Origin of the sequence: Pararobbsia alpina, from assembly GCF_902859895.1 — a bacterium.
Lineage (GTDB): Bacteria > Pseudomonadota > Gammaproteobacteria > Burkholderiales > Burkholderiaceae > Pararobbsia > Pararobbsia alpina.
The window spans coordinates 1-24,516 of the sequence record NZ_CADIKM010000038.1 but is presented as its reverse complement, the minus strand read 5'-3'; the positions used below and the strand labels follow the sequence as shown (position 1 = coordinate 24,516).

The following is a 24,516-nucleotide window of genomic DNA, read 5'->3' as shown; positions in this document are numbered from 1 at the left end:
TACGGCCACGGCTTTGCGCGGGAGTCCGTCGGTTTTAAACCGGCGTGCTTCACGGATGCAGTAGGACGAGCGCGATGGTCGCGAGTCCGCACAACATGGCGGCGATGCCGAACCATCGAACCCTGCGCTGCACGACGCTCACACGTTTCGTGATGTCCGCCAACCCGCTTGCCAACGCATCGAGACTCGCCTGATGCTGCGCCAGCAACTGCTGCGATAGCGTCTGCGCCGTTTGTTTCAATGCCTCGTCCTGCTGGTCGATGCCGGTACGCAGCATGGCTACCGCCGCCACAAGGCGCGCGTCGGCCATCTGCCGTTCAACCGCCGTTGCAGCCGCTTGAGCATCTAACGCCGCGAGGCGTGCGGTGATCTGTTGGCGGCTCTCCTCCAGCGTTCCCGTCAGTTGCGTCTGGATGCGGTCATGACTGCCGCCGATCGCTGCAATGTCCTGACGCACTTCGTCGACGCGGCCGCCGAGCATCGCACCGAGTTCCTCGCGATTGCGCTGCGTCGCGCCCTTGAGCTTGCGCAGCCCATCCTCGAGGTCCATCACCTGGCCGGCCAGGTCGGCCAGCGCGGCCTCCTTGATCGAGCGGATCGCCTCGTCAACTTCGAACACCTGCTTCTCCACGCTGACCAGACGCTCACTCACCGGTTCGAGCGGCCGGCTCATGACCCTGCTGAGCAGCCGGCCGAGTTCTTCCTCTTCCTTATCGATGTTCTCTTGCAGATCGAGGCGTGCACGATCGATGTCCGTCAGGTCCATGGTTACTGTCCGATCAAGATGTTTTTACGTTCTTCGCCCAGTTGCGCCGCCGACAGCAGCATCAACAGCGACTCCGACGGCGCGGCCGCCTCGCGGCCCTCGCGCATACGCGCACGCAGCGCAAGCAGATAGGCTTCGTCTAGGTACGCACGAAAATCCCCCCCCGTTTCGCGCTCGCGATCCATTCGATCGCTAAACGCTTGCCGCTCCTGCTCCTTTCCGGCAAGCAGGTCCTGCTGTGCGGCACACCTCCTCGTCACTTCATCCAGATCGCCGCGCGCGAGGGTAGCGCGAGATTTGGCAAGTTTTTGTTCTTTCTTTTTCCGTTCGAGACGCTCCGCCGCGCGCGTCTTCCAGTGCGCCGCGAGCCACTTGCGGGCGGCATTGGCCGCCGCGGTCATATCCCAATCGAGCAACGCCTTGTCGATAGCGAAGTCGCGCGAAACGTTCGGGTAATATTCTTCCAGAAAGTACCCGGAGAGCTTCTTCCGCGTTGTTTCGAACTCGCGTTGAATGACGTCTCGTAGTTCGTCACGATTGGGTTCTTCTGCCGGCGAAATATTCGTCCAGAAATTGTCTTTGTCGCCGAAAATCAACTCGGGCCGATAGTCCATCGATACGGACAGCAAAGCCGACGAATACGTCGAGATCTTGTCGATGAAACTATTCCGGTTGGTTTCGATCTCGCCTCGCAATTTCGCACCGCATGCCTTCGCCGATTCGGCGAGCGTTTGACAATCGCGTTCGATTCCCGCCGGCACCTCCGCCTCCAGCTTGCTGAGATGAGCGAGCCCGGCCAGCGCTTTTTCCGCCATTTCGAGCCGTCTCGCCACGCGCGCCTGTTCGTCCTCCAAAGCTTCCAGCCTCTCACGCTCGCATGAAAGCGCTGCGTCCAGTTGGACGAGACGCGCCTTCTTCACGTTATCGGCAATCACGTGAACCTGGACGGCCGAACGAATCCGCCCGATTTCGGTGGCCGATTCTTCGATATCCCGGTGTAGTTGCTGCTTCAGTTCCGCGACGATTGGATTAATACGCTCGTAAAATCCATCCTGTCTCGCGGCCTGACTCGTCCAGGAATCGCCGAACTCAAGCGGGAACAGCAGATTCGAAGGCACTTCATCTTCCGGCAGCGGCCGGCCGAAAGTCTCGATCTGTTGGCGCAAGCGCCGGCGAAAGCCGTCTGCGGTCAGCGGACCGTCGCGGGCATCCACCTGCTTGCGTTGACTGTCGGGCGTGAACGAGTAAGTCGTCACGATCCGGAAGCGCTGCGGGATGATGCGCCAATCCTGAATACGCGGCAGCGTAAGCGCATCGAGATTCAAAAAGGATAGATCGTCCGCGCGACCGACCAGCAGAATCAGATCGGCGTTCGGCACGTACTTTTCCGCCATCGCTGTCACGTGTGCCTGCTCGACGCCTTCGCGCGGGTTGTCGCCGGGCAGGTCAAGTATGCGCACACGCGGCGCGGCGCCCGTGCCGACGTCAAACCGGCCTGCGGGAATCGATACGACGACAGGCTTGTCCGCGACAAGCCGGCCGGAGGACATGCGTTGCCGCAACGCGGCAAGCGCCACCTCCATGGCATGATCTTCGACGAATACCTGCTCGGCGTCCCAATTGAGGCGCCAGCGCTCGTCCGGCGAGCGGCGATATTCCATCGCGGTCGCCGTCGCCGATTTTCCGATCTCCCGGCCGCCGCGCAGAACCGATGACACGCCCGCCGCGAACTGCGGCGCCACGCCCATCAGATCGAGAAGCAGCGTCGTTTTTCCGACCTGCGTCCGGCCAAACACGACGACATACGCCTCGCTGCCCTCTTCGCCCGTTGCGAAGTGGGAGCGCATTTCCTCGCCCAGGCTCGCGACAAAGCGGTTGTAGGCTTCGAATGCCCATTTGCGCCGCGCGCCGCTCAATCGCGCCCATCGCCTGGCGAGATCCGGCGCATCCCTTTCGTCTCGGGCATTCATGCCGACAGCATTCCCCGATAGATATCGAGCGTTCTGCCGGAGCGCGCAATCTCGTCCAGCAGATCGAGCCGGTACTGCTTCGCGTCCGCGATCGACTTCGCGAGACGATCCTGGCGCATGAGCACCGAATCGAGCTTGAAACGCCGGCGCAATCCCTCGGTCAGTCGTTCACGCAGATGCGCGATCAGATCGTCGAAATGGGACATGAAGTAACGCTGATGCAGATCCTGGATGCCTTGAAGCGCCGCGTACGCATAGCTGCGAACCTGATTGTCATATTGACGGACTTCGCGCATCCCCGCGTAGACCAGAAATCCGACGGTCGCCGCAGTCGCAACGGCGGCACCTATCGCCGAAACGGCCGTCATGGCGGTCGCGGCCCCCGACGCAGCGGTTGCGCCTCCGGCGGTTGCGCTAGCGGCCTGGGTGCCCCCGAGGCCAAGCACTTGCAGCAGCGGGGCGACCGAGTCGAGCTGGCCGTCCGCAAAGAAGTCGATCGCCATCACCACGGCAAGTCCCTTCAGGATCGTGCTGGTTTCGGAGCGGAAAGCCTGGAGTTGGCCGCTGACGTTAGTCAACGACGAAATCAGATCGCCATTGAGCGTCACCTTTGCGCGATGTTCGTCGAGCCTCACCAGATCGGGCAGCAGGCTGGCCGCGCGGACGTACTCCAGCCCGAGCGCCGGCAGCATCTTGACGCTGGCCTCCAGCGCCGTGCTGGTTTCGCGGTGCGTGTCGTCCTGCTCATGCTGACAAAAGAGCGCCTGGAGATCGTTGACCGTCGAATCCGAAAGCTTTCGGCATTTGACCGCTTCTCCTTTCTCGTCGGCATAGCCAAGACGTTGGGGTACCGCCGCGTTGGCCCCGAGCCTGACCGCGACGGGCACCGTGTCGATGCCGAGACGCCCTTCGACCAGCGAGCCGAGGATCTGGATAAACGACGTACCGATGGGTTCGCCCTTGCTCCAGGCAGCTGCAATGTCGGATTGCAGCTTCTTTTGGCTCTCCGTCGCAGTGTCGAAAACGCCCTTCAACTTCGGAAGGATGCCCTCGTGGTTATTGGAGAGATGGGTCTGCAGATCGTCCCATGCTTGACCGGTACGCGTGCGCAACATCGTGTCGATCTTCTTGCGATAGTCCTCCCGCAGCGCATGGGACGACTCATCGAACGTCTCAAGGCAGCGGTTGACCATGGCCTGCTCGCTGTCGGCGTCGTCGGTGTTACGCGCAATATAGGTACGTGACCGACTCTGCACAGTGGCCAACACACGCCCCAATTCGGTCCCAACTGTTTCTTCCAGATGGGCGAGTTGGGCGTTGCGATGTTCGAGCGTGCTGGCGCCGATTTGTCGAATCGCCGCTTTCAGCTCCGGCAGCCATTGCTCGACATAGGCTGCATCGCTCACGCCTGCAGTGATGACGCGGCTGTCCATCCGCTCTTCGGCAATACCGAACGTCTGCGCGGCGATTACGCGCATCGCCCGGCGCTTCTCTGCGCTCGACGCAAGGTCCTCCGTCTTCGTGACGACGACCAGTGTATCCAGCGTCTTGAGATCGGCCTGAAGCGTATCGACGAGGATTTCCTGTTGCTGCTGGTTGGCCAAGCGGGTGCTGTCGGTCACGATCACGCAGCCCGAAGAACCGATGATGACTTGACGCATCAGCAACTGCCACAACCGGTTTTCGCGGGTTGTGCGCTCGTAGCCGGGCAACAGCATCAACGCCTGACGCGTGCCGCCGAAAAACTTTTGCGGTACGCGCAAGACCGGCAGAAGAACGTCTGGATTTGCACCGCCACAAGCGCTATGAAATTCGCGCACGTCCCCGACACGAGTTTCCCTCAGTTCGCAACGTTTGACGTCGGCATCGAAATGCAGGTGCCGCACATAACCTTGCGCCGCGGTCGCGTCCGGGTCTTCGAGGATCAGGACCGGCAACTGCTCCCCGCGTCCCTCGTTAGCATTGAGCCACGACATATCGTCGCAAGCGAGCCCATACAGCTTTGCCAGCAGTGTCGTCTTGCCTGCGCCCTGTGACCCCCCGATCGCGATAATCGAAAATTCACCCAATACCTGAGCGAGCAGCAGACGCTGCATCACCGGTTTTAATTCCTCTCCAACGCTGTGTCCTTCCAGAACGGCAGACGCGCCTCTCAGGTTGCGCAGAGACTGATTGAGATTTTGAAGCAGAAGCTCAGGGGAATTCATAGTCGGCTTTCTTTCGCTCAGAGAATGCTTTCAATTGATGGGTGAACGTCCTTTCGGCGCTGATTCCTGTGCTTGTCGGCGGCAAATGCGAATGCCTTGATTAATGTATTCATTTTTCCCCGCATTACGAAGAGCGTAATGTCGAACACGGTTTTTACCCGATCTGCGCGGCCTCGCATCTCCGCCGCGTCGTATCGGATTCAACGAGGTCTCCCGCGAAATGACCGTCGTGTATTTTTATCTGTCTCCCTTGGGATAACGGTCAGCCTCGACATTTCTTTAGCCGTTTCCCCATCGAATTCTGGAAGCCTGTGTTAGCTCATGCGCGATGCATCGATAGCCGTGTCGCGGCAAACCTTTTCAGGTACTTTCCGAGCGACAGTCGACAAGATGCCGACAGCGAACGTAATTGCAAACGCAGCAAGGCTTTCTAGCGGAGAATTGTTGTTTATCATGAACTTCTGCTCCTCATACGTTGCACAGGGGTTTCGACATCGCCGTGCCGGGACGAGGCCCGGCTTCGAACTCCACTTTAGTCGTCGATCCAGACAAATTGTGTCCCGACGAATGCCGCTCGAATCCCATACTTTCCTGTCCATCGAGCGCAGCAACCCGGACATAAATGTCCGGATCAGCTCGCATCATTCCCCCACCACCAACAAGGAGGGGTTCGTACGAGAGCGCCGAATCAGCAACGCCCGCCGAAGTCACAAGCTGCCGGTCCGTATTCTGTCGAAAACCTCGATGCCGCCATCGCGCATCTGGAAGTCGCCATTGCCGCTGACGCCACCACGTCCGTTTTTGGCGCCCCCCACTGGCAACAGCATATTTTGCAATCCGGTCCACACCCAATCCACCCGAGTTAAGAAATGGAGATCTTTCAGCAAGGTTTTTGCGTCATGGATCTGTGGGGTTTCGAGCGGGGTTTCCGTGGGTGACGCGCTTCGCGGAACAGGCGCAGCACATCCCGTTCGCCTCGGATCGGATCATGCTCTGGGACGACCACGCGATTATTCTTCGGTCCCACGGCGACCATCACCGCATCATCGAAGCCATCATCGCCCGCGGCGGCCAGCGGGCCGAGCAGTTAATGCGCGAGCATGTCTGCTACGCGGGGATCATCTTGCGACGTAACTACGAGAAGCTGCTGGAGGCCCACGACACGATGCCGACCACCAAGCCGACTCGGCGGCTTTAGGCGGTGGCTTTTGAAAGCGCTTGATGAACGGAGGGAGCATGCAGACGCCAAGACCCTACCTTAGACGTGACCCACGTCGGCACGTTTTTGAAACGCATCGATAGACAGGCGGACTCTTACCGGGACCTGCTCGGTTGCACCGAAACGTATCGAGGGTTTCTGGCTTCGGGGCGAGTTGCTCTTCTTGACGAGCAACCAGGATGGCAAGCGGGGGGTCCAAATTGGCTATGCTGCCATCAAATATGCATCCCGCAGTCGAGGAGTGACTTCAATCACGTTGCGAACACTCCGCCAAACCAGATTGAGGAAATCCGGGCGGCGGGGTTTGCCGTGGACAGGCGCCGTACCGTCGAGGAATCGATCAGCGGCAGCACCGCCGCCACCGAACGCCCGGGCTTTATCAAGCTGCTAGACCGCCTAGAGGATGGCGACGTGCTGGTGGTGACCAAACTGGATCGCCTCGGCCGCAACGCCTTGGACGTACGGGCGACCGTCGAGCTACTGGCCGCCGCAGGCGTGCGCGTGCACTGCCTCGCCCTTGGTGGCGTATCCCTGCAGCAATGGGGCGTCGAGCCCTCGCTTCCGCCATTTGTTCTGCCGCGAGCGCCGTTGGTTCGACCAACGCAGCCCGGCGCTGATCGTCGGATCCGAGGGCCGAGGAAAAACAACCGTGGCAAGCCTCGTCGCGAAACGGTTGGGCGGCGTCAATTGGTGGGCCGATTTGTCGTCCGTGGACGAGTCTTCGCTGCCTGCGGCATTGGACCGCTTGCTGGTCGAACTTCGCAACGCGGACTCGGGACAAATTGTCATTCTCGACGATTTCCCGGTCGGCAACGCTATCACGCAGTCGGCATGGTTCCGCTTCAATGCCATCATCGAGGAATGGGCCCCGCGCTCCCATTTCCTGGCGTTCACGGCCAAAGGCGTGCATCCGAAGGCCATTGACCCGCGCCTGTGCCAGGCAGTCTGCCCAGGGTATCCCTATCGCGCAGTCACCTGGATGGTTGGCGAAGCTCGGCCCCACGGTACTGCAACCGTCAAGCAATGCCAGAGCAATAGTTGTTAGCTGCCGTGCCGTGACCCTCGTTCCCTGCCCCCATTATTAGTTTTTGCCCCGGCGCATTCTAGCGCGCCGCCACTTGTAACAAATCGACGCTTTTCTCCCTATACGAACCACAAGCGGCTCGAGTAGTCCCCTCGCCGGCCGTCAAGCCCGCGGCATGCTCGCGGATGGTCAAATTCCGCGGGCTGCCCTATTCCGTGCCCATTTCCGCTACGTCACAATGGCCACTTGCTGGGCGATCGCATTGTAAAGGTCGATCTCCGTTTGAGCCGTTCGTATCGAGACCACCAAACTGTACCGGGCCGGTAGATCGTATCGCTCCAATGCCGGCCGGGTTCGCCACCATCCTGCCGCTGGATAGACAGCAATGAATCCCCGACTCGCGAGGTCGGCGGCGGTGCCTTCCCACACATCCTGATGGAGCGAACCCCGGTGCCGTTGTCGTTCGCCCAGATACCAGTCGGGATCACGGGGATTGGCCGGATCGCCCTCATCCTCACGCAGGGCAGCCGCGTTGACGCGGGCGACGAAATCAGCGGTGGAAGCATCCAGCGGCCGCTGCACATCGAAACGAAGACGATGTGACGGGTAGTAGAACTTGGAGGCTGCGCCGCGGGCCGACGGATTGGGTTCGACGAAGTAGGACAAGGTGACGCGCATCTGCACGCGAGCAGCCTGCAACGCCTCCAACTCATCGCGGGGCCAGGGCAAGGCGTGCAGCTTCATGTCACGGCTGGCAGGACTCCTGCCCCGTTCCTTCTTGTAGGGATGCACTGAATCTTCGATCACCAGCGTGAGCGAATTGCTCGCGCTCCAGAGCGCGCGCCCGAGATCGGGTTCACCCCAACCGCAATGCCGGATCAGATTGGCGTATTCATGCTTGGTCGCTACGCGACCCGCTGGCAGATACATGGCCCGCATGGCTTCGGTCCATTCGGCGGAATGTACGATCAGGGCCCGGACGGTTTCGGGCCGCAAGGATGGGTAGGCCGTCCAGATCTGTGCGGCAATCCGGGCGCACAGCGCCGACGCGGCGCTGGTCGCATTGAACGTGGTGAATAGGCGGTCTAAGGGCTGATTGTTCGCCGAGAGCAACTGCAGGCTGCTCATGCCAATGGGGCCAAGGCCATTGGCGCCGATATTGCCACCTTCCAGCACGATATCGGGCTTCAACGGCCATGCGCTTTCCCATGCGGCCGAAGTCGTGGTGTAGGGGCTCAGACCTCCAGTCGCTGCGACCGGCTCATAGTTTCGATCCTGCGTGTCCGACTTTTGCGTACATGCCCCGACCGTCAGCGCATTCCAGGCTTGTCCAGGGTCGTGGACGAGATTGGTCGACAGACTCGCGGGATAGCGGCTCCAGGCGTCGACGTCATTCGTATTGCCTGCAGACAGAACGAACAGGCGGGGGAATTGCCCCGTGCCATCAGCGTCCGCCGCGAGGCTGTCCACAGCCGCTGACCAGGATGAAGGACGCCCCCGGTCGCGGTAATCGGAGGCGGAGATCGCTGAACAAAAGATGCGTGTGCGATTTGGGAAAGCAATTTCTGGGCGCGCCACGGCGTCGCTGAACAGCGAGGCATGGAAGGAAGCGGGCCCTGGGTTGGCTCCTCCGGCCGCAACCAGCCGCACGGATTCCAGACGATGCTCGACATCAACTGGAGAATCAGCTGCGATGGCATCGGTGAGGTCGCCATATGCGGCCAAGCCGGCCATGCCAGTGCCGTGGTTGGCCGTATCGTCGGTCAAGCCTGTCGGGTCGACGCTGTACATGTCCTCGCCGGCGATCAGTGGCTCCAACAACGGATGTCCACGATTGACGCCCGAATCGAGCAGACACACGCGCGGTGTTTCGTCGCCATCGGGGGCAAAGCGTGTCCGCTGGAGCAAGTCGTCCTGCCATCCGCGTTGCTCGCCGGCATCCATTTCGTCGAAGAAGTCTGCGGTCTCCTTGGCACGACGCAATTCGGCGACACAGTTCAAGGTCATGACGGACCGGGAGAACTGGTGCTCGGAGCCATACATCAGCAAAACCGTCCGCTCGGGAAAGTCGAACTGCTGATCACCGACGGCACACTCGGCCAACGTCGCCAGCTTCTTGAAATCTTCCACGACGGCTTGCCGCTGCCCACGGACGGGCAACCAAACCTCCCACCAGAAAGGCGTGGTCGAGTCTTCGGGCAGAAGGGCGGCGGCGTCCGTCCACAGCGCTCGCAGTCCGGCTGAGCGAATGGACTCTATGGTGTTCAGCAAGGACCGGTGGTCACGTGGGTTGCCGTTCACGTCCGTTTTCTCTGCCAGGTACTCGGCGACGTATTTCTCGAAGTGCGTTAGCTTGCCATCGGGAACGAACACATTGGCATACGTGTGGACACCTTCCCGGCGCACGCTGAGCAATTCAATCTTCTGACGCTCGTCTGCTAGGCTCTGGAACGCAAGTTCGACATCCGGCTGGCTGACAAACTGGATTTGCAGGCCCAGGCCGCTTTCCAGCCCTTGTTCTTGCTGCCCTGCTACCGCCGCCGCCGCCACGGGCCTGAGGTCGTCGAGTTGGCGACTCAACGCCCGGCCGTGCTGTTGGCGAGGTAAATCGGGAACGGTCGGCCTGGACCCACCGTTTGGGGTGTGGGCCGTAAAAGCGCTGGACGTTGACGTGCCGGGAAGAAGGAGATGCCGTCGTCTATCGGGTGGTTGTTCCGGCATGGTTCGACGCTATTTTGTTATGGGCTATTTTTTGGCTAAGCGTGTGGCGTTCTGACAATGCCTTGACCAGTGCATCTCCTTTGATTCGATCCTCGTCGCGCATGACCGCCCCTTTGATCGCGTCGTCTACCGCGCGCCGGATCTCGGCATAGCTTAGCCCTTCGGATTTCTGGGCGATGGCCTTTAGCGGAAAGGGCTTGGGCGCAAATTTTCCGAGGCGAGTACGCATCAAGTCGGCAGCCTGGGCCTGTGTTGGAAGGTGGTACTCGATCACGTCGTCAAAACGACGGAACAGCGCATAGTCCAGGATTTCCGGATGGTTGGTCGCCGCGATGATCAGGCTATTGGACTGGTCATGCTCGATCATCTGCAGGAAGCTGTTGAGTATCCGACGGATTTCGCCTACATCGTTGGCAAGACCGCGCTGGGAGCCAATGGCATCGAATTCATCGAAGAAGTAGATGCCCCGCACTTCGGCGACGGCGTCGAAGACTTGCCGCAGCTTGGCGGCTGTTTCGCCCATGAACTTGGTGATGAGGGCATCCAGCCTGACCAGGAACAGCGGAATGCCGAGCTCGCCAGCGAGGGCCGATGCCGTCATAGTCTTGCCGGTCCCCGGTGGTCCGACTAGCAGGAGCTTGCGCCTCGGCGACAGGCCATGTTCGCGGATGCGCGCGAACATGTGCTGTTCCTGCAAGATGCGTTGCAACTGCTCGGATACCTGATCATCAAGCACCATGTCAACCAGGCGACTCTTCGGATAGGTGACGGTCAGCAGGGTTGCCAACTCGCCACGCGGCCTCGCGAGCGGTACCAACTTTTGGTTCTGCTCGTCGGATGCAGCGTGGGCTTTGGCCGCGTCGATCAGGTCGCGCAGCTCAATGGCCAGTTTGCCGTGACCCACTTTTGCTTCGTGCGCTGCCACCTGCATGGCGACAGAGTAGAACTGTCGATCGTCCCGGTTGATATGGGACTTCACGAGCGCCTTCAATTGTTCTGCGCTAGCCACGATGTCCCTCCGCGTGTGTCGAGCCAGTGCTTCCACCCAGCGAGGCGAGAGCCGATTTCGTTAGGGCGCCGGTAAGGTCGCTGTCCACAGGACCCATATCTTCCTCCTCGGCGGCGAAGACGAACAACAAGCCGATCGGAATGTGAAGGGCTTGAGCGATCCTGGTGAGTGTCGACAGCGTGTGATCGCGCGTGTTGTTTTCCAGCACGGACAGGTACGACAGCGAACAGCTGGCCCGCCGCGCCACATCTGTCTGCGATGCTCCACTTCGAGTGCGGCACAGCCGAATTGCTTGTCCGACATTCATCATGATTCCCCCGCTCAAGGCACTCCGACAGCCGACCACCTGCGAGCCTGTAATTGTGTCGATTTTACCATCAGTGAAATTTTCGTTAGACACGATTGGCAGCTTCGGTGATCCCGCCGCGCGTGCAGCCCTGCCGGAGAAAAGTCAGCGACCTGATACATCGAAACAGGTCGGCAACGACACACGGGCGCGGATCAATCACCGGTTTGTCAGGAGCGTACCGGCCACCAGTCCCGATTCAAAAGAAAAATAGACCTATATCACCACTTGGAGCGCGGCGGCAGCCTGCCGCTCCGTCACCGCAATCTCGCGCTGGCGAACCCCATCCTGAGTGTCGTCGTGATGCCTTCCACTTCATCCCCTTTCGAGTATTTGATCGTCTTCTCGATCGTCTTTGTCGCCGGCGTGCTGACGTCGATCGGTCTGCGCCAATACGGCGAGAAAATCCGCCGCGAGGCCCAGCATGCATAGTCCATTTGGCGAACCGTTCGACCCGGACGATCCTCGTGCACCAGGCGGCGAGGACGAACCGTTCGAGCACGCCTACACTGCACCGCCCTTGGGTCACGCCCCTCACATCCCGCACTGTCCAAAATGCCGGTCCCCGCTTGTCGAGGCACGCAACCATGCACGCAAGGCAGGAGGCGCGATCGGCACGCTGGCCGGCACGACCAGCGGTCTGGCCATGACCCTGTCGGGCGCTGAAGCCGGTGCCGCGGTCGGCATCATCGGCGGCCCTGCCGGTGTCACGCTCGGCGCGGTCGCCGGTGCGATCATCGCCGGATTGATCGGCGGTGCCGCTGGCTGTGCCGCCGGATCTATATTCGGCGAAGTCGTCGATGAAAAGGTGCTGAACAATTACCGCTGCCACGCCTGCAGCCACACCTTCAGCCACGGCAAACCATCTCTCTGACCCGTAGTCTTTCCTCTTTTACTTTCTTTCCCTTTCCAAATACATGTGCTCGGCCGCATGCCGGGCTTTATGCCGTTTACAGGAGTTTCATCATGCATCTCGTCAAATCCATGGCCTACGTCGGAGAGCAACCGTGGCACGGCCTCGGCAATCAGCTGTCCCTGAACCAGCCCATCGAAATCTGGGCTCGCCAAGCCGGCATGGACTGGAACATTGAATCCGCAGAAGTTCGCTTCGTTGCCGGCGTCGCTGGAGCTGCTGGCAGTCTTGGTTCCATCCACGCCTTTCCCGAGCAACGCGTGCTCTATCGCTCGGACACCAAGGCACCCCTGTCAGTCGTGTCGAGCCGCTATCAGATCGTTCAACCTCGCGAAATCTTAGAGTTTTACCGCGATCTCACAGAAGTTGGCGGGTTCGAATTGGAAACTGCCGGTGTACTCAAGGACGGCAAGAAGCTGTGGGCGCTTGCGAAGACAGGCCAGAGTGTGTCGCTCAACGGGCGCGATGAAGTGAACGGCTACCTGCTGCTCGCAACCGGCTGTGACGGAACCCTGGCAACGACTGCGCAGTTCACCTCGGTTCGTGTGGTCTGCAACAACACGCTCGCGATTGCACTCGGCGACAGCTCCGCTGCCGTCAAGGTGCCACATCGTAGCCTGTTCGACGCGCAGGCCGTAAAACGTCAGCTCGGTATCGCGATCTCATCGTGGGACGGCTTCGTGGTCCGCATGAAGGCGCTGGCCGAACGCAAGGTCAACGACGCCGCGGCCGAAGCCTTCTTCCGGCGCGTGCTCACGTATCCGACAGGTGGTTCCAACATACCGGCTCCGGCCACCAACGACAGCGCGATCAAGGCCGTCCAGGCTCTGCACGCGGGTCGCGGCAAGGGTGCCACGCTGCCCTCGGCATCCGGTACGGCATGGGGGCTGGTGAATAGCATCACCGAATTCGTTGACCACCAGCGTCGTGCGCGCAGTGAGGATCATCGGCGCGATGCCGCGTGGTTCGGTGCAGGCGCCACCCTCAAGCAGAAGGCTTGGGACGAAGCGGTGAAGCTCGTCGCATGAGTCCATTTTCCGTTACGGCATAGACGCCCGGTTGAGCTTTGGCTCACCGGGCGTTGTCACATCTGGAGGTACGTATGGCTCAACCTGAACAGGCCGGACGCGGCAAAAACCGTCCAGCGCTACGGCTTGTGGAAACGAAAGACCTCTTACGCGATGACTGGCTTGAGGTGAGGAAGAACGGGATCGGTAGCTCCGATGCCGCCGCTGCCGTGGGCCTCAATCCGTACATGAGTCCGTTGGAGTTGTGGCTCATCAAGACGGGACGCGATGCGAACCTGTCCCGGCCTGATCCGTACGACACGACCGAGCCCGTGTACTGGGGCACGCTGCTCGAACCCATCGTCGCAGCGTCGTACACGAAGCAGACCGGCAATCGCGTTCGGCGGGTCAATGCCGTGCTTCAGCATCCGACGATTCCGTTCGTGCTTGCCAATATCGACCGCGAGGTTGTCGGTGTATCCGGCGTGCAGATTCTTGAATGCAAAACGGCAGGCGAATTTGGTGCGCGACTCTGGCGGGACGGGGTACCGGAGTATGTGCAGGTCCAGGTGCAGCACCAGTTGGCCGTCACGGGCAAACAGGCGGCAGATGTGGCCGTACTGCTCTGCGGCCAGAAGCTCGAAGTGCACCGCATCGAGCGTGACGACGAAATGATCGCTCAGCTCATTCCACTCGAAGCCGCATTCTGGCGCTACGTCGAGACGGATACACCGCCGCCCGCGGATGGATCGGAATCGGCCGATCGTGCGCTGCGTTGCCTGTACCCGGGAAGCGGAGGCACCGTTGACTTCACCGACGACCGACGCATGTCATCGGTGTTCGCCGATCTGGTTGCCGTGCGCGCCGACATTGAGCAACGCGAGGCGCAGGAGGCACTGCTCAAACAGACGATCCAGCAGGCAATGGGCGAAGCTGATCGGGCACTCTTCGAAACAGGCTCCGTGTCATTCCGGCGTGCCCGCGATAGCGCCAGCGTCGATCTCAAGAAACTACTCGGCGATCACCCGCAATTTGCAACGCAGTATGCGCTCACGAAACCCGGATCTCGCCGCTTTCTCGTGTCCGTCTGAATCCCACATTCCCTCCGTGCGGCTTTCTCATCAGCTTCGCTCATCAGTTTCTCTTTCTGCGTTCCCTTCCCTCATTCAGGAGAACCATCATGCTCAAGGGCCTTTCAATTACACCACCCGTGATCGGTCGCATTTCCATTGGCCGTATCGTTGAAAAAAATAACAAGCGTCTGCCGGAGAAGGACGATCAGTTCACGCTCACCACCCAAGTCCAGCAGCGCGGCGAATGGGTATTGCACCCACTGAACGAATCGTTGCGCAAGGCCACCACCGGCAAGCTGCGTGCGATTCCCGTTCGTTTCCTGTTTAACGATCCCGACCTCAACCTGCGCGCCGAATATTCCCTATTCGATCGCAATTCCGGGCGGCCCGTGTGTGTCGGTAATGGCGAGACTTGCAGACGGGCTGGCGGCACTGGCATCGAGGTACTGCCATGTCCGTCGCCAGATGCTTGCGCTTTTGGTGAAGCCGGCGGCTGCAAGCCATACGGGCGGCTGAACGTCGCAATCGGCGACGAGGACGAACTCGGGTCATTCGTCTTCCGCACGACCTCGTACAACTCGATCCGCACGCTCGCCGCGCGGCTTCATTACTTCAGTGCAGTGTCAGGCAATCTGCTCGCGTGTCTATCATTGGAGTTGAGGCTACGCGGCAAGTCGACGACCCAAAGCTACCGATCGGCCATCTATTACGTGGACCTCAGCGTGCGCGGCGGCACACTCGAAGAGTCAATCGCACAGGCGCGCGAGCTCGATGCGCGTCGCAAGGCGGCGGGCTTCGACCAGGCCGCGCTGGATGCCGCTGCGCGGATCGGATTCAGTAACGGTACGTTCGAAGACAGTATCGAGGACGGGTCGGCTGTCGTCGAGGAGTTCTGCCCTGTTTCCGACCGTCCGAATGAAGGCGACGGCGGCAATGGTGACGCGACGCAAACGCCCGGCAGATCAGCCGATGCGGCCCCGGCCAGCCGTTCGACGCTGCGCGACAAGCTGGAGCGCAAGGCTGCGCTGCTCGGTGGAGCGGCGGCATGACGGCAACGTCCCGCTGGTCGTTCATGCTGGCGGTGGGGGCAACGGGCACAGCGCTCAGTCTGTCGATCCTGGCAGGCTGGCAGCGCGGCGGCTCGCTGCCCGAGCGCATCGCGTGGATTGCGATTGGCATGGTCCTCGTCACGAGCGCGCACCTGTTGCCGGCATTGCTCCGGGACGCGCCCATTCTCGTGCGTGGTACAGGTAGCCTGCTATGGGTCGCGTGTCTGACGACCGCCTGCTACGGGCACGGGATGTTCTTTCTGCTCGCCCAACAGCATGCCGGAGAAATACGAGCGGCGACCTTGACAACGGTTGGCGTCCCGACGTCCGGTCGCAGCCTCGTTGCCGTTATGAGGGATCGAGCTAACGTGACGCGCCAGCTAGCGTTCACGCAAACGCAGCGTTGTTCGCGTGACTGTCCCGGACTTCAAGCGCGTCAGGCCACGCTCTCGGCGAAACTCGATGCGCTCGATGCCGAAGCCAACGACGTCCAGCGTCGACTGGCGGCGGATGACCGGGTCACAGCGCAACGTGACGCACTCCTCGCCGATCCAGTCACGTCGCGGCTCGCGGCGTTACTCGGCGTGACTGTCGCGCGCGTCGACCTGCTCTCGGGACTCGCGTTTGCCTCAGTACTCGAATGCGTAGCCTGTCTGCTCTGGACAATTGCACTTCGCCCGTCGCCCGCACCGGCAGGGCTTCGCACCGTCACGCTGCCGCAAGTCACGCCTCCGTCCGAACCAGTCACGGAGGTGACTCGTGTGCCGCAGCCAGCAGCAACGACAGTCACGGCGGCTGACAAGGCGACTCACCGATCTAAAACCGTTAGTTCCGAAACCGTGACCGACAGTCACGCCGCACCCGGCGATCCTGTCGCACCGCCAACGGTCACTGCCTCCGACGACGAAATCGTGACACATCTTGCCCTGGAGGTCGCCGTAGGCCTTCTACGCCCCACAGTCGCCGGCATCCGTCGCCACCTCAGTTGTTCACAGGAACGTGCCGCAACACTGCGCCGCCAGCTTGCCAAACACAAGACGGCATAAGCCGGGCGTCCTGCCCGGCTTTCTTTCCACTTTCCACTCAACGCATCTGCCAGCGGGCGCACGCCTGAGGTGGACGCTCGTTTATTTTCCCCCGGAGAACGCCATGAATCTGCCATCCCTCCAGCACGCCCGTCCACGCTTCCGGCCCGGGCGGATCCTCGCCACGCCTGCGGCCGTGGAAGCCCTCACCGACGCGAACGTCCCGTTCATCAGTCTGCTGATCCGCCACGTTCTCGGCGACTGGGGCGATCTCGCCGAATGTGACCGGCAGCAGAACGCTCGAGAGGATACGAAGTCCGATATCGACCGATAACTCGGTACAACCTGCCTAACCGGCAGACCGTCTGGCTCATCACTGAGTGGGACCGTTCAGCGACGACGTTCCTGTTACCGGGAGATTACTGACATGCTCGTCCAGAAATTTCATCAGGGGCTTCGGCCCGGAAGACGGCTGACGTCCATCGGCTCCGGCAATTCGCTTTTCAGCCGTCAGGGCACTGGGATGGCGGCAGCACACTGCATTGCGTTGCGATAGCGCTTGCTTTGCTCGACAAGATTTGAGACCCCTTCTCGCTGCCCTATCACGACGAAGGTAACGAGCGAACCGTATGGGACCACGCGTGGCCGCACTACCAGCACGGGCTGACGCTCTCCGAACTGGCGGGCTTCGTTGCGGAGCTGAATCTCGGTTTGCGGACTGTTGAAGGCAACGGGCAGGCTTCCGGCCTCGTACGCTTCCGTGAACGCGAGTTGCATGCAGGCTGGCCCGTCATCATCGGCGGGCACCAGCATCTACCCGTCCAGTGCCACGCAGCGCTCGTCACTGGCATCGAAGGACATCAGCATGACCGCACCTGTGAGCCACACGCGCTGTTGCTACTCGATCCTGCCGGTGACGATCCCCGGCTGACGGGCTTCAATGCGCGCGTCGAATACCGCCCAGGTGAAGTGCTGCTCTATCACTCAACGGGTGCCGCATGCGCGGTGACGCCGGAAGGCGCGCTGTCGATTCGCACTAATGGAGCGCACACGAGAGCGTAATCAGCGCAGGCGGCTGCGTTGGATCTCAGGGGGCGTCGCCGCGTTCGCACGGCGTGCCCCGGTTGGTTTCAGCGATACCCGTCAAGCGGCGCAAACAGATCACCGAGTGTCACGTTCAGCGCATAGCAGATGTTCGCGAGCGTCTCGACCGACGGATTGGCGATGCCGCGTTCGATCGACGAGATGTACGTGCGGTCAACGTGCGCCTAGAAAGCCAGCGTTTCCTGGGACTTTTCGGCGGTCAATAAATGTCGAATATACACGTCAAAATAGAAAGAAAAGCTGCTGGTGGAGCGGCCCCTTGAGTGATGAGCCTCTCTTGCATCGAACGACCGCTTTCCCCACCACGAAGGAATCTCTCTTAACCCCTCTTTTCGGAGAAGCGATTCATGTCTTCATGGCATTACGAACAGCATGGCGAGCGTCACGGACCCGTGTCAGCCGACGATATCGCCGCCTTGGTGAACAACCGCGGAATCAATGCCCAGACGCTGGTCTGGCAACAAGGATTTCACGATTGGATGCCGCTGTCGCAAACCCGCTTGGCCACCCATCTGAGCAATGCAACGGCGCCACCGGCACTTCCGGGTAGCCGGATCAACAACGGCATTGTCTGGACACTGGCCTTCGCCCCTTGGCTTGGCTTGGCACTACAAGGCGTGCTCGCCGGAGTGTTTTCGGACAACGCCGCTGACTTGAGCAGCGCAGATCTGGCGCATTCTTGGTACGCCACGCTGATGCTCAACGTGGGCCTGAGCATTTTTGATGTGCGTCAGTTGAAGAAGGCGGGCGTGGACACGGCCCGGATCGACCGATTCGCCTTTCTGGTGCCCGTCTACCTGTGGAAACGATTCACGGCGGAAGCAGAGCCCTGCTTACTTCTGGGTTTGGATCGCAACATTCATCACCAGCTTATTTGTCGGCTAACAATCACAGCCTTCATTGGACGAGCTTATCTCGCTCGCATCGCCTATCCCATTCACCTCGCTCTAAATATCGGCGCTCAGTCAGCCCAAATTCACTAAATAGGATGAAGCATGAAAAATAGGCTCTATACGCAACTTGCCAAGATCGTGCTGTGTATTTCCATGGCGGCTGCTCTCGCCGCCTGCGGACACAGCGCTCCCTCGGAAAGCAACGCGAAGTCTGTAATCCAACAGCGACTGGCCGATTGCAAGTACTTTACGATCGACAGCTTCGACAAAACGAACGGTACTCCGATCGACGATAACGACTACAACGTCGACGTGAAGTACACGGTATCCCTGAAGCCAGGCAGCGACATGTCGGATCGTCTGAAAGAGGACGCAAAACTCTTTCAGCAGTATCAGTTGATCAAGGCGGACTACCGGGCACGCTTGGCTGCACTCCAGAAAGAGCACGATGGCATCGTAGCGGCTCGCGATGGCAAGGACCCTACCTACAGTCCGACAGCCGAAGATGCCAGGTTCGATCAAGTGAAAAACACTGATCCCGAACTGGGCAAAGACATGAGTGATGTCAAAGATATCGCCGCCAAGATCGGCCCGGTAAGTGGCTCTGGCCTGTTCCAGAAAGCGATCGCTCAAGAATGTCCAAACCTGCATGTCTCAAATGGATTCAAGCTCACGTTCTTCGGCCCCAATGTGGCGCTTGAGCAAATGGCTGATGGCATGAGCGCTGAGTTTACCGAAACCATCCCTATGGTTAGGACGGACAACGGGTGGCAGGCAACGCGGTAATCAGTTCACGATGCAATTGAGCCGGGATCCGGCCAGCGGGAATTGCAACGACAGATAGCAACGTGTAATGCCATTTGTGATATCGGACCGTGACCGCCCCCAAGCGAGTCACGGTTCGGTCCAACGAGGCCGTCAAGGGTCTCTTGAAAGTTCACGGACTCTTCTTTTTTTGCCGGTTCTGATCGTTCCCAGCAGAGGCACATCGGCATGTGTCGTCCCGCGTGGGGCAGCGAACGGCCACAAGGCGCCAATCGGTTTTTTCCGTCTCACGGCCGATGTCGGTCCGCGAACGGACGCTAGGCCGCCCGTGTTATGCAAGCGGGCACTGCAGGGGCAGGCGAAGGCTCAGCGCCGCAAATGTCAAGGCCAGCTATCGTGCAGGTCGCGCCTAAGCCCACGCCGCGCCTCGTAGCCTGAAACTTGCGTCGCAGCAACAAAAAGCCAGCACAAAATTCAGCGAGCTTTTTCATGATTTCGCTTTGCGCTAGGGCGTCGTGCTATCGAAGTTCGCGAACGGGGGATATTGCACTTCGCGCCCATGCTTTGTTTGCAAGTCCGTCCGATCCCTTCCAATGAGTGCACAAAACGTGTCAAGCGCTTGATTCAGCTCAGATATACCGACAGGCTCCCCATCTTTCAACCCGACTAGCCCAAGTTTCGAAAATCGATCAAGAGCCCATTTTTGAAGTATTGGACCTACGCTCAAGCGCGTCTTATCAGTAAGATCTGCGACACCGCTGTTCGACATGGCGTCGTACACACACGATTTCGCGTACGCGATCGATGTTTCATGTGCAATCGCAGCGATCGAAGAGTCTCCGTTTTCAATGTATTCTTCGGCGAGCGCATTGGCTTTCTGATCCAGTGTATTTGCTAACCGGATTTTTTTGATTTCTTCAGCCCGTACCTCTCGTTTCCGCCGTTCTTTGATGCGGTCGAATGGTGCCGTGATCGCGAAACCGAGCACCGCCAAGATACCTAACAATGCGAAAAATCCGAAAAAATAGACTGGCAGCCGGAGAAACTGAATCCAAATTGCGTCGGCTCCGAAGACCTTGCGCCAAACCGATTTACCGTCAGTAGACGAATCGACGGTGCGCAAGGGGATGGCTTTCATGCCCGCAATTTTTCCGGTGACATAAATCACGGGACGAACACCCTCTGCGCCCATTACAAGAATATTTATATTTATCGAATCGTCAGCATCGATGATGGCCGGTGTAATTGCGACATCGGAATTTTCCGTAATAAGTCGAACGTTGTCAGCGAGATATCGATTCGATGTTGTCAATGTGGGCTTATTCACGACCTGGCCGGAGTTGACAACAATACGAACAGGCGAATGTGGGTCAAAGTCGTCCAGCCGGATATCCGAATTGCCTTCGTTGCGCAGCGTTAGATCGACGGACCACAAGCTCTTCTTCGCTTCGCGCAAATTGACTCCAGCATAGGAAATGTCCAATCCACCAACGGGCTTCACGACGTCGAAAACCGGGCTCATGCTGTTGACCGTCGCGACCAGCGACGGCCGACGCTCAAAGAAAAAGCCTAGGTACACTGCGAGCGCAATGCTGAAGAACGTCACCACCGCCATGACGCCGGGTGATTTAAGCCAGCTCCAGGCGCCCGAAACCCTATCTCTAAGTGACAAAATTGCCCCCATGGCAAATGTAATAATTTCACAAAATCAAGTTGTATCGGCGGTAGGCATTAAGATTTCTGCCGGCCGATTGTTTCGGCACGCAATTATGACCGAATGCTACGGGACGCTGAATGTTTCGCACTCTGGCCGGGATATGGCGTCATGCGATTGCGCCTGTGGGGTATGACTTGCTTGTGGGCGTAGCCGTGGTTGCAATGCGTGGAACGCTGGCGCATCGCCTTGACACATTACGGCCTAAATCGGGAATGACCGGCTACGACGCCATACGCCAAAACTCTCTGACGGCACTAGCCGATTATGCGGCGCGCGCGATCGTCCTTGATATCGGTTCGCCGGACGGCGAAGTCTCTGGCGCGGGTTGACCTTGTCGGAAGCAGCCGTTGCGATGGGGCGAGCTCGAACGACGGTTCAGGGTCGTCTACGGAAGTTCAGCACGAGGCGACGCTTGGTCAATTCCAATCTGGAGTGAACTTCTCAATTCGGCCATGAAGCGTCGTTCACACGCGTCGTAGTTCTGGCATTCAGATGTCGGCTCCGCTCAGCAAGCAGCCATTCGGTTTGCGAAGACGAGATCCGGCGGCATGGGTCAGATTGTGGCGCCGTGCCGCGCGAGGGCGGCTCGGATATCTGCAAGCCCTTTCGCGCCCATGCGGTCGAGTTTAAGAATACCGTGGACAGTCATGGTCATCAACTGCGCCAGCGTCGTGATATTGGACGCGCGCAGGCTATTAGCGGTGTAGGTCGTCAAACCGATATCGTCAATCGTCAGGTGTTGCGCTTCGATCAACCTTTGCTGGCTCTCGGACGCTTCAATATAACGGTTAAGCGTCTCAATTGCGACGCGCGCCTCGGCGGCGCTTGCGACTTTCAGATTCAGTTCCAAGCTATGCTCCCTGTGGTGGTGGCGAGCTATTATCGTCGTTTATCGCCAGGTAGCGCGACGTTTTCGTTGCTTCGCGCGTCGTTTCATAAGAACACGATTGGTGTCGGTCGCTCGCTCGGTACCTTGCCGTGGGGCGGCTCCCCCGTTTCGTAAGAACGGAGCCATTCTCGCCTGTATCGTCGAGCAGCGACGTCCGCATTCGGCAGTGCTCGGGCAATTGCCGACGTCCGCCAGCGCGGCAATGTACTGACGGACTGACCGAACAAAACTCGTTCTAGGCCATTCCGCCGCAGCCGCGCTCTCGCAGTTGCTGCAACTTGCTGCTTCGTTCGACGCGGTCGCTCGTTGCGTGGGCGGCTACGGGGTACTAACGCCCCGCGACATTGACGCTCCGCCGTGGACTGCCGCTGATTCCGATGGCAACGACCGCGTTCCTACAGAAACACAAGTCAGTGAGCGAGGTCGCTAATGGCCGTGAAGCGACCCGTAGAGTCACAAGTCACGACATATCCGGCTTGCCTGGAGACTACTTGCTCGAAACGCTGTTTCATATCTGGCTCGCACGCTGCGTAAATCAACTCACCAATGTTCCTGTGCACTATTACACGGTTAGCTACGGTAGCATTGTCATCGCAAGTGAATGCTACGACGCGACATTGCTGACCTTCATGCGACATTCCGTAAGCCACGAAGTGAACAATATCGCCATCCAGATAGTCCTGCTGATTCTTGATCTGCATCGCCTTATCAAGTTCTTCAAATGAGATTCCGGCTTGCTCATCGGGCGCATTTTTCCTAAATGCCTTGCCCTTGTCCCACAATCGCTTGGATAATCTAAACTTACTTACAGACGAAGATTGAGCATCGTCGAGAAAAAACGACGCGAACAAAAAAGGTAACACATTGCGAAGCAGATTTTCTGAAAATACGTACTTATACAGATAATCGAAGGCAAGCGCATTGATTATGGTCCTTTCGACGCTTTCACTACGCAAGGGATGTTCAACGCAAATATCGAAAAGATCTATCGCTGCCGGGTCAACGTATTTTCTCTCCTCGCATTTTTTCGATAGATGTTCGACACTAAGCTCCGGTCGAGCTACGTAGAATTTCTTCGCTTCTTTAATGACATGACCAGCGATCACTGTGCCGCTCTTGCTCGACGCGACTGACGATGGAATCGATATAATTGGCGCTTTGGGTGGAACAATCCCTAAATATTCCAAGAGACCGAAGGGCGTCATCTTGAATGCCGTTATGTCATCATTTTTTAAGTATGGGTATCTTCCCAGCTCGGAATTGAGCTGAATGATGAATGCGCCATTACTGGATTTGCAGGCCAGTCGGAAGAGATTGGTGTCGAGTAAGAAGAACAACGTTATATTTATTCGGAAACACCGCAATTAAACCGCTATAAGGATAGTAACTACGTTTGATTGGTACCGCGCTCAGTTCAATCTGCTAGATAGAGTTCGTCCGACCGTGTATGAAAACTCACATACTAGCTCAACCCAGCCATCACGAGATAGGCTGCACGTCCAGAGCATGTGTTGGATCTACCGACGCGCAATCTAGTACCGGCAAGTCAGATTGATCGCCGCTTCGCGCACCCAGACAGCCGGCAAAGTCACAGGACGCCCCTTGAATCCTGGCCGCCGTCCCCCGCGTGGCCGCTATAGCGTTCTCGCCTAATGTGGTCCCACGCGCACCGATATTCTCAGCTGATGTGGTCTCGAAACCACCGATGTAATCGGACCCTGCGATTTATGTTCTCGAGCCGCTACACCTAGCTATGCGATGCTCCCCGCTATACTTACAACCACAAAAGACGAGGGGGCCACGATGGAAAGAATGACAAAGTTTCTTCTGGCGAGCTCAGCGCTTCTGCTTGCCGGTTGGGGGGATCAATCGCTGTCCGGCACGTACGCGTCGCACCAGCCGAGAAGCGTCGAGTTGATGCAACTTACCCAGACGCCGGATCACCACCTGACCGGTACGATCCGGCGGGCCGCACTGAACAACGACGGGCGTGTTGAGACCTCGACGATAAACGTCTCGGGCGCGGTGGATGGCCACAGTATGACCCTCACGCTTTTCACGACGCCCCTGCCTTTGGGTGAAAACTTCGGCGGAACGGTGACGAACAACGGGTTAGATTTCACCGTACCGACAACACCAGGCTCGGCCCAAGCTGGCGTCTCACACTTCGACCGAGGGAACATCGGCGACTACGACGCAGCGGTCAATAGGCTGACCCAAGCCGGAACCGCGATTCAGGCCCAATTGCAGCATGACCAAGACGTCGAGGCATTGAACCGTGGCGCTCAATCACTAACGCGGGACCTAGACGCCTTCATCAATCGCGCGCAACAAGTCATCTCCCGAACGCCACACGTCGTCGTGTTCTACCCCCATGCCGTTGCAGAAGAACAGGCGGAGCTGTCCTTGGCTCAGCGGTTGGCAACAGGAAACAGCGTGCAGCAAGGGGAAGCTCAAGCGGTCGTGGGGCAGATGCAAGCCGATCGAGCCGTAGTCTCAAATGGTGACGACGCTATTACCGATGCACTGCAAACGTTGGCACAGCGTGAGGCGACGTTGAATGCTGAGATCCGGCGGTTCAACGAGCGCTGCCTAGACGGGTCCACGGTGAAGCTCGGCGACGCAATTCCCGACATGGGGCCGATCAGAGCCGGCGCATCGGTGAACGCTTCGAGCCGGTCATCGAAGCCTGTCGTCTCTACAAAGTGGTGCCCGGACAGTCCAGCGCTGGCAACTCGGCGAACCTGGCGCGGTGGACGGGCGCTCGTTGCGGCGCCATGAGCCGCTCCACAAGCTTTCTGCCGATGAACGCGCTGAGC

Annotated in this window: 25 protein-coding genes and 2 pseudogenes; 16 read left to right on the top strand and 11 right to left on the bottom strand. The window is 59.2% G+C overall.

The window, feature by feature from the left end:
* Positions 1–49: 49 nt before the first annotated feature.
* The gene (locus HV670_RS23950) at positions 50–766 is read right to left on the bottom strand and encodes a hypothetical protein (protein ID WP_175107494.1); all 717 of its coding nucleotides are present in this window, start codon (positions 764–766) and stop codon (positions 50–52) included.
* A 2-nt stretch (positions 767–768) separates the two neighbouring features.
* Positions 769–2,160, bottom strand: a complete 1,392-nt coding sequence (locus HV670_RS23945; protein WP_175107493.1) for a hypothetical protein — start codon at positions 2,158–2,160, stop codon at positions 769–771.
* Between the two features lie 9 nt (positions 2,161–2,169).
* On the opposite strand from HV670_RS23945, the gene HV670_RS23940 reads away from it, so the two are divergent.
* Entirely contained in the window at positions 2,170–2,481 is a 312-nt protein-coding gene (locus tag HV670_RS23940) for a hypothetical protein (RefSeq protein WP_175107492.1), read from the top strand.
* Positions 2,482–2,732: 251 nt separating this feature from the next.
* On the opposite strand, the gene HV670_RS23935 is transcribed toward HV670_RS23940, so the two are convergent.
* Together HV670_RS23935 and HV670_RS23930 are read right to left on the bottom strand one after the other, a co-directional pair.
* Positions 2,733–4,835, bottom strand: coding sequence for a hypothetical protein (locus HV670_RS23935; RefSeq protein ID WP_175107491.1), 2,103 nt, complete (start codon positions 4,833–4,835; stop codon positions 2,733–2,735).
* Between the two features lie 815 nt (positions 4,836–5,650).
* Positions 5,651–5,830, bottom strand: coding sequence for a hypothetical protein (locus HV670_RS23930; protein WP_175107490.1), 180 nt, complete (start codon positions 5,828–5,830; stop codon positions 5,651–5,653).
* Between the two features lie 20 nt (positions 5,831–5,850).
* On the opposite strand from HV670_RS23930, the gene HV670_RS23925 reads away from it, so the two are divergent.
* The 3 genes and pseudogenes from HV670_RS23925 to HV670_RS23915 all read left to right on the top strand — a co-directional run bounded on the left by HV670_RS23925 (position 5,851) and on the right by HV670_RS23915 (position 7,207).
* Positions 5,851–6,141, top strand: coding sequence for an FCD domain-containing protein (locus HV670_RS23925; RefSeq protein WP_343054493.1), 291 nt, complete (start codon positions 5,851–5,853; stop codon positions 6,139–6,141).
* A gap of 240 nt (positions 6,142–6,381) precedes the next feature.
* A pseudogene (locus HV670_RS23920) lies at positions 6,382–6,696 on the top strand (recombinase family protein); the annotation flags it as partial.
* A gap of 34 nt (positions 6,697–6,730) precedes the next feature.
* Entirely contained in the window at positions 6,731–7,207 is a 477-nt protein-coding gene (locus HV670_RS23915) for an ATP-binding protein (RefSeq protein ID WP_175107476.1), read from the top strand.
* Between the two features lie 207 nt (positions 7,208–7,414).
* Here the strand turns inward: HV670_RS23915 and HV670_RS23910 are convergent, their stop codons facing one another.
* From HV670_RS23910 to HV670_RS23900, 3 genes are all read right to left on the bottom strand, one after another.
* Entirely contained in the window at positions 7,415–9,766 is a 2,352-nt protein-coding gene (locus tag HV670_RS23910; protein ID WP_217478506.1) for a S8 family peptidase, read from the bottom strand.
* Positions 9,767–9,884: 118 nt separating this feature from the next.
* Positions 9,885–10,916 (bottom strand): AAA family ATPase, encoded by a 1,032-nt coding sequence (locus HV670_RS23905; RefSeq protein ID WP_175107487.1) that lies wholly within the window; start codon positions 10,914–10,916, stop codon positions 9,885–9,887.
* Positions 10,909–11,316, bottom strand: coding sequence for a helix-turn-helix domain-containing protein (locus tag HV670_RS23900; RefSeq protein ID WP_246257886.1), 408 nt, complete (start codon positions 11,314–11,316; stop codon positions 10,909–10,911). Before HV670_RS23900 ends, HV670_RS23905 begins: the two co-directional genes overlap by 8 nt.
* Positions 11,317–11,490: 174 nt before the next feature.
* Between HV670_RS23900 and HV670_RS30625 the strand changes: the two genes are divergently transcribed.
* From HV670_RS30625 to HV670_RS31235, 8 genes are all read left to right on the top strand, one after another.
* A complete protein-coding gene (locus tag HV670_RS30625; RefSeq protein ID WP_217478507.1) occupies positions 11,491–11,694 on the top strand; it encodes a hypothetical protein in 204 nt (67 codons plus the stop codon).
* Positions 11,687–12,136: a hypothetical protein gene (locus HV670_RS23895; RefSeq protein WP_246257885.1), complete on the top strand. Its 450-nt coding sequence runs from the start codon at positions 11,687–11,689 to the stop codon at positions 12,134–12,136. The genes HV670_RS30625 and HV670_RS23895 overlap by 8 nt, the downstream gene beginning before the upstream one ends.
* Positions 12,137–12,228: 92 nt before the next feature.
* Positions 12,229–13,203 (top strand): DUF932 domain-containing protein, encoded by a 975-nt coding sequence (locus HV670_RS23890; protein ID WP_175107486.1) that lies wholly within the window; start codon positions 12,229–12,231, stop codon positions 13,201–13,203.
* A 74-nt stretch (positions 13,204–13,277) separates the two neighbouring features.
* Positions 13,278–14,273: a YqaJ viral recombinase family nuclease gene (locus tag HV670_RS23885; RefSeq protein ID WP_175107485.1), complete on the top strand. Its 996-nt coding sequence runs from the start codon at positions 13,278–13,280 to the stop codon at positions 14,271–14,273.
* Positions 14,274–14,362: 89 nt separating this feature from the next.
* Entirely contained in the window at positions 14,363–15,304 is a 942-nt protein-coding gene (locus HV670_RS23880; RefSeq protein WP_175107484.1) for a recombination directionality factor, read from the top strand.
* Entirely contained in the window at positions 15,301–16,350 is a 1,050-nt protein-coding gene (locus tag HV670_RS23875; RefSeq protein ID WP_175107483.1) for a hypothetical protein, read from the top strand. Before HV670_RS23880 ends, HV670_RS23875 begins: the two co-directional genes overlap by 4 nt.
* A 103-nt stretch (positions 16,351–16,453) precedes the next feature.
* A complete protein-coding gene (locus HV670_RS23870; protein WP_343054492.1) occupies positions 16,454–16,663 on the top strand; it encodes a hypothetical protein in 210 nt (69 codons plus the stop codon).
* Between the two features lie 377 nt (positions 16,664–17,040).
* Entirely contained in the window at positions 17,041–17,391 is a 351-nt protein-coding gene (locus HV670_RS31235) for a hypothetical protein (RefSeq protein WP_246257884.1), read from the top strand.
* Here HV670_RS31235 and HV670_RS23860 read toward each other — a convergent pair.
* Positions 17,392–17,630 (bottom strand): annotated as a pseudogene (locus tag HV670_RS23860) (helix-turn-helix transcriptional regulator); the annotation flags it as partial. It abuts the gene before it with no gap.
* 150 nt (positions 17,631–17,780) lie between these two features.
* Here HV670_RS23860 and HV670_RS23855 point away from each other — a divergent pair.
* Together HV670_RS23855 and HV670_RS23850 are read left to right on the top strand one after the other, a co-directional pair.
* The gene (locus tag HV670_RS23855; RefSeq protein ID WP_217478505.1) at positions 17,781–18,416 is read left to right on the top strand and encodes a DUF4339 domain-containing protein; all 636 of its coding nucleotides are present in this window, start codon (positions 17,781–17,783) and stop codon (positions 18,414–18,416) included.
* A gap of 12 nt (positions 18,417–18,428) precedes the next feature.
* The gene (locus HV670_RS23850; RefSeq protein WP_175107482.1) at positions 18,429–19,112 is read left to right on the top strand and encodes a hypothetical protein; all 684 of its coding nucleotides are present in this window, start codon (positions 18,429–18,431) and stop codon (positions 19,110–19,112) included.
* Between the two features lie 484 nt (positions 19,113–19,596).
* Here the strand turns inward: HV670_RS23850 and HV670_RS23845 are convergent, their stop codons facing one another.
* Positions 19,597–20,706: a hypothetical protein gene (locus tag HV670_RS23845; protein WP_217478504.1), complete on the bottom strand. Its 1,110-nt coding sequence runs from the start codon at positions 20,704–20,706 to the stop codon at positions 19,597–19,599.
* Between the two features lie 179 nt (positions 20,707–20,885).
* Between HV670_RS23845 and HV670_RS23840 the strand changes: the two genes are divergently transcribed.
* Positions 20,886–21,137 carry a Clp protease/crotonase-like domain-containing protein gene (locus HV670_RS23840; protein WP_175107480.1) on the top strand — a complete coding sequence of 84 codons (252 nt, stop codon included), beginning with the start codon at positions 20,886–20,888 and terminating at the stop codon, positions 21,135–21,137.
* Positions 21,138–21,361: 224 nt separating this feature from the next.
* Here the strand turns inward: HV670_RS23840 and HV670_RS23835 are convergent, their stop codons facing one another.
* Positions 21,362–21,658 (bottom strand): DNA-directed RNA polymerase subunit alpha C-terminal domain-containing protein, encoded by a 297-nt coding sequence (locus HV670_RS23835; protein WP_175107479.1) that lies wholly within the window; start codon positions 21,656–21,658, stop codon positions 21,362–21,364.
* A gap of 449 nt (positions 21,659–22,107) precedes the next feature.
* Positions 22,108–23,034, bottom strand: coding sequence for a hypothetical protein (locus HV670_RS23830; protein WP_175107478.1), 927 nt, complete (start codon positions 23,032–23,034; stop codon positions 22,108–22,110).
* Positions 23,035–23,509: 475 nt separating this feature from the next.
* On the opposite strand from HV670_RS23830, the gene HV670_RS23825 reads away from it, so the two are divergent.
* Complete coding sequence (locus HV670_RS23825; protein WP_175107477.1) at positions 23,510–24,478, top strand: hypothetical protein; 969 nt, start codon at positions 23,510–23,512, stop codon at positions 24,476–24,478.
* Positions 24,479–24,516: the final 38 nt, after the last annotated feature.

What these genes read in the sequence shown, in the direction of transcription:
- HV670_RS23845 (WP_217478504.1), bottom strand. Translation starts at nt 20,706, where the DNA reads ATGGCGGTGGTGACGTTCTTCAGCATTGCGCTCGCAGTGTACCTAGGC.
- HV670_RS23850 (WP_175107482.1), top strand. Translation starts at nt 18,429, where the DNA reads ATGAAAAATAGGCTCTATACGCAACTTGCCAAGATCGTGCTGTGTATT.
- HV670_RS23885 (WP_175107485.1), top strand. Translation starts at nt 13,278, where the DNA reads ATGGCTCAACCTGAACAGGCCGGACGCGGCAAAAACCGTCCAGCGCTA.
- HV670_RS23875 (WP_175107483.1), top strand. Translation starts at nt 15,301, where the DNA reads ATGACGGCAACGTCCCGCTGGTCGTTCATGCTGGCGGTGGGGGCAACG.
- HV670_RS23870 (WP_343054492.1), top strand. Translation starts at nt 16,454, where the DNA reads ATGAATCTGCCATCCCTCCAGCACGCCCGTCCACGCTTCCGGCCCGGG.
- HV670_RS23895 (WP_246257885.1), top strand. Translation starts at nt 11,687, where the DNA reads ATGCATAGTCCATTTGGCGAACCGTTCGACCCGGACGATCCTCGTGCA.
- HV670_RS23950 (WP_175107494.1), bottom strand. Translation starts at nt 766, where the DNA reads ATGGACCTGACGGACATCGATCGTGCACGCCTCGATCTGCAAGAGAAC.
- HV670_RS23880 (WP_175107484.1), top strand. Translation starts at nt 14,363, where the DNA reads ATGCTCAAGGGCCTTTCAATTACACCACCCGTGATCGGTCGCATTTCC.
- HV670_RS23890 (WP_175107486.1), top strand. Translation starts at nt 12,229, where the DNA reads ATGCATCTCGTCAAATCCATGGCCTACGTCGGAGAGCAACCGTGGCAC.
- HV670_RS23840 (WP_175107480.1), top strand. Translation starts at nt 20,886, where the DNA reads ATGTTTCGCACTCTGGCCGGGATATGGCGTCATGCGATTGCGCCTGTG.
- HV670_RS23855 (WP_217478505.1), top strand. Translation starts at nt 17,781, where the DNA reads ATGTCTTCATGGCATTACGAACAGCATGGCGAGCGTCACGGACCCGTG.
- HV670_RS23945 (WP_175107493.1), bottom strand. Translation starts at nt 2,160, where the DNA reads ATGGCGGAAAAGTACGTGCCGAACGCCGATCTGATTCTGCTGGTCGGT.
- HV670_RS23825 (WP_175107477.1), top strand. Translation starts at nt 23,510, where the DNA reads ATGACAAAGTTTCTTCTGGCGAGCTCAGCGCTTCTGCTTGCCGGTTGG.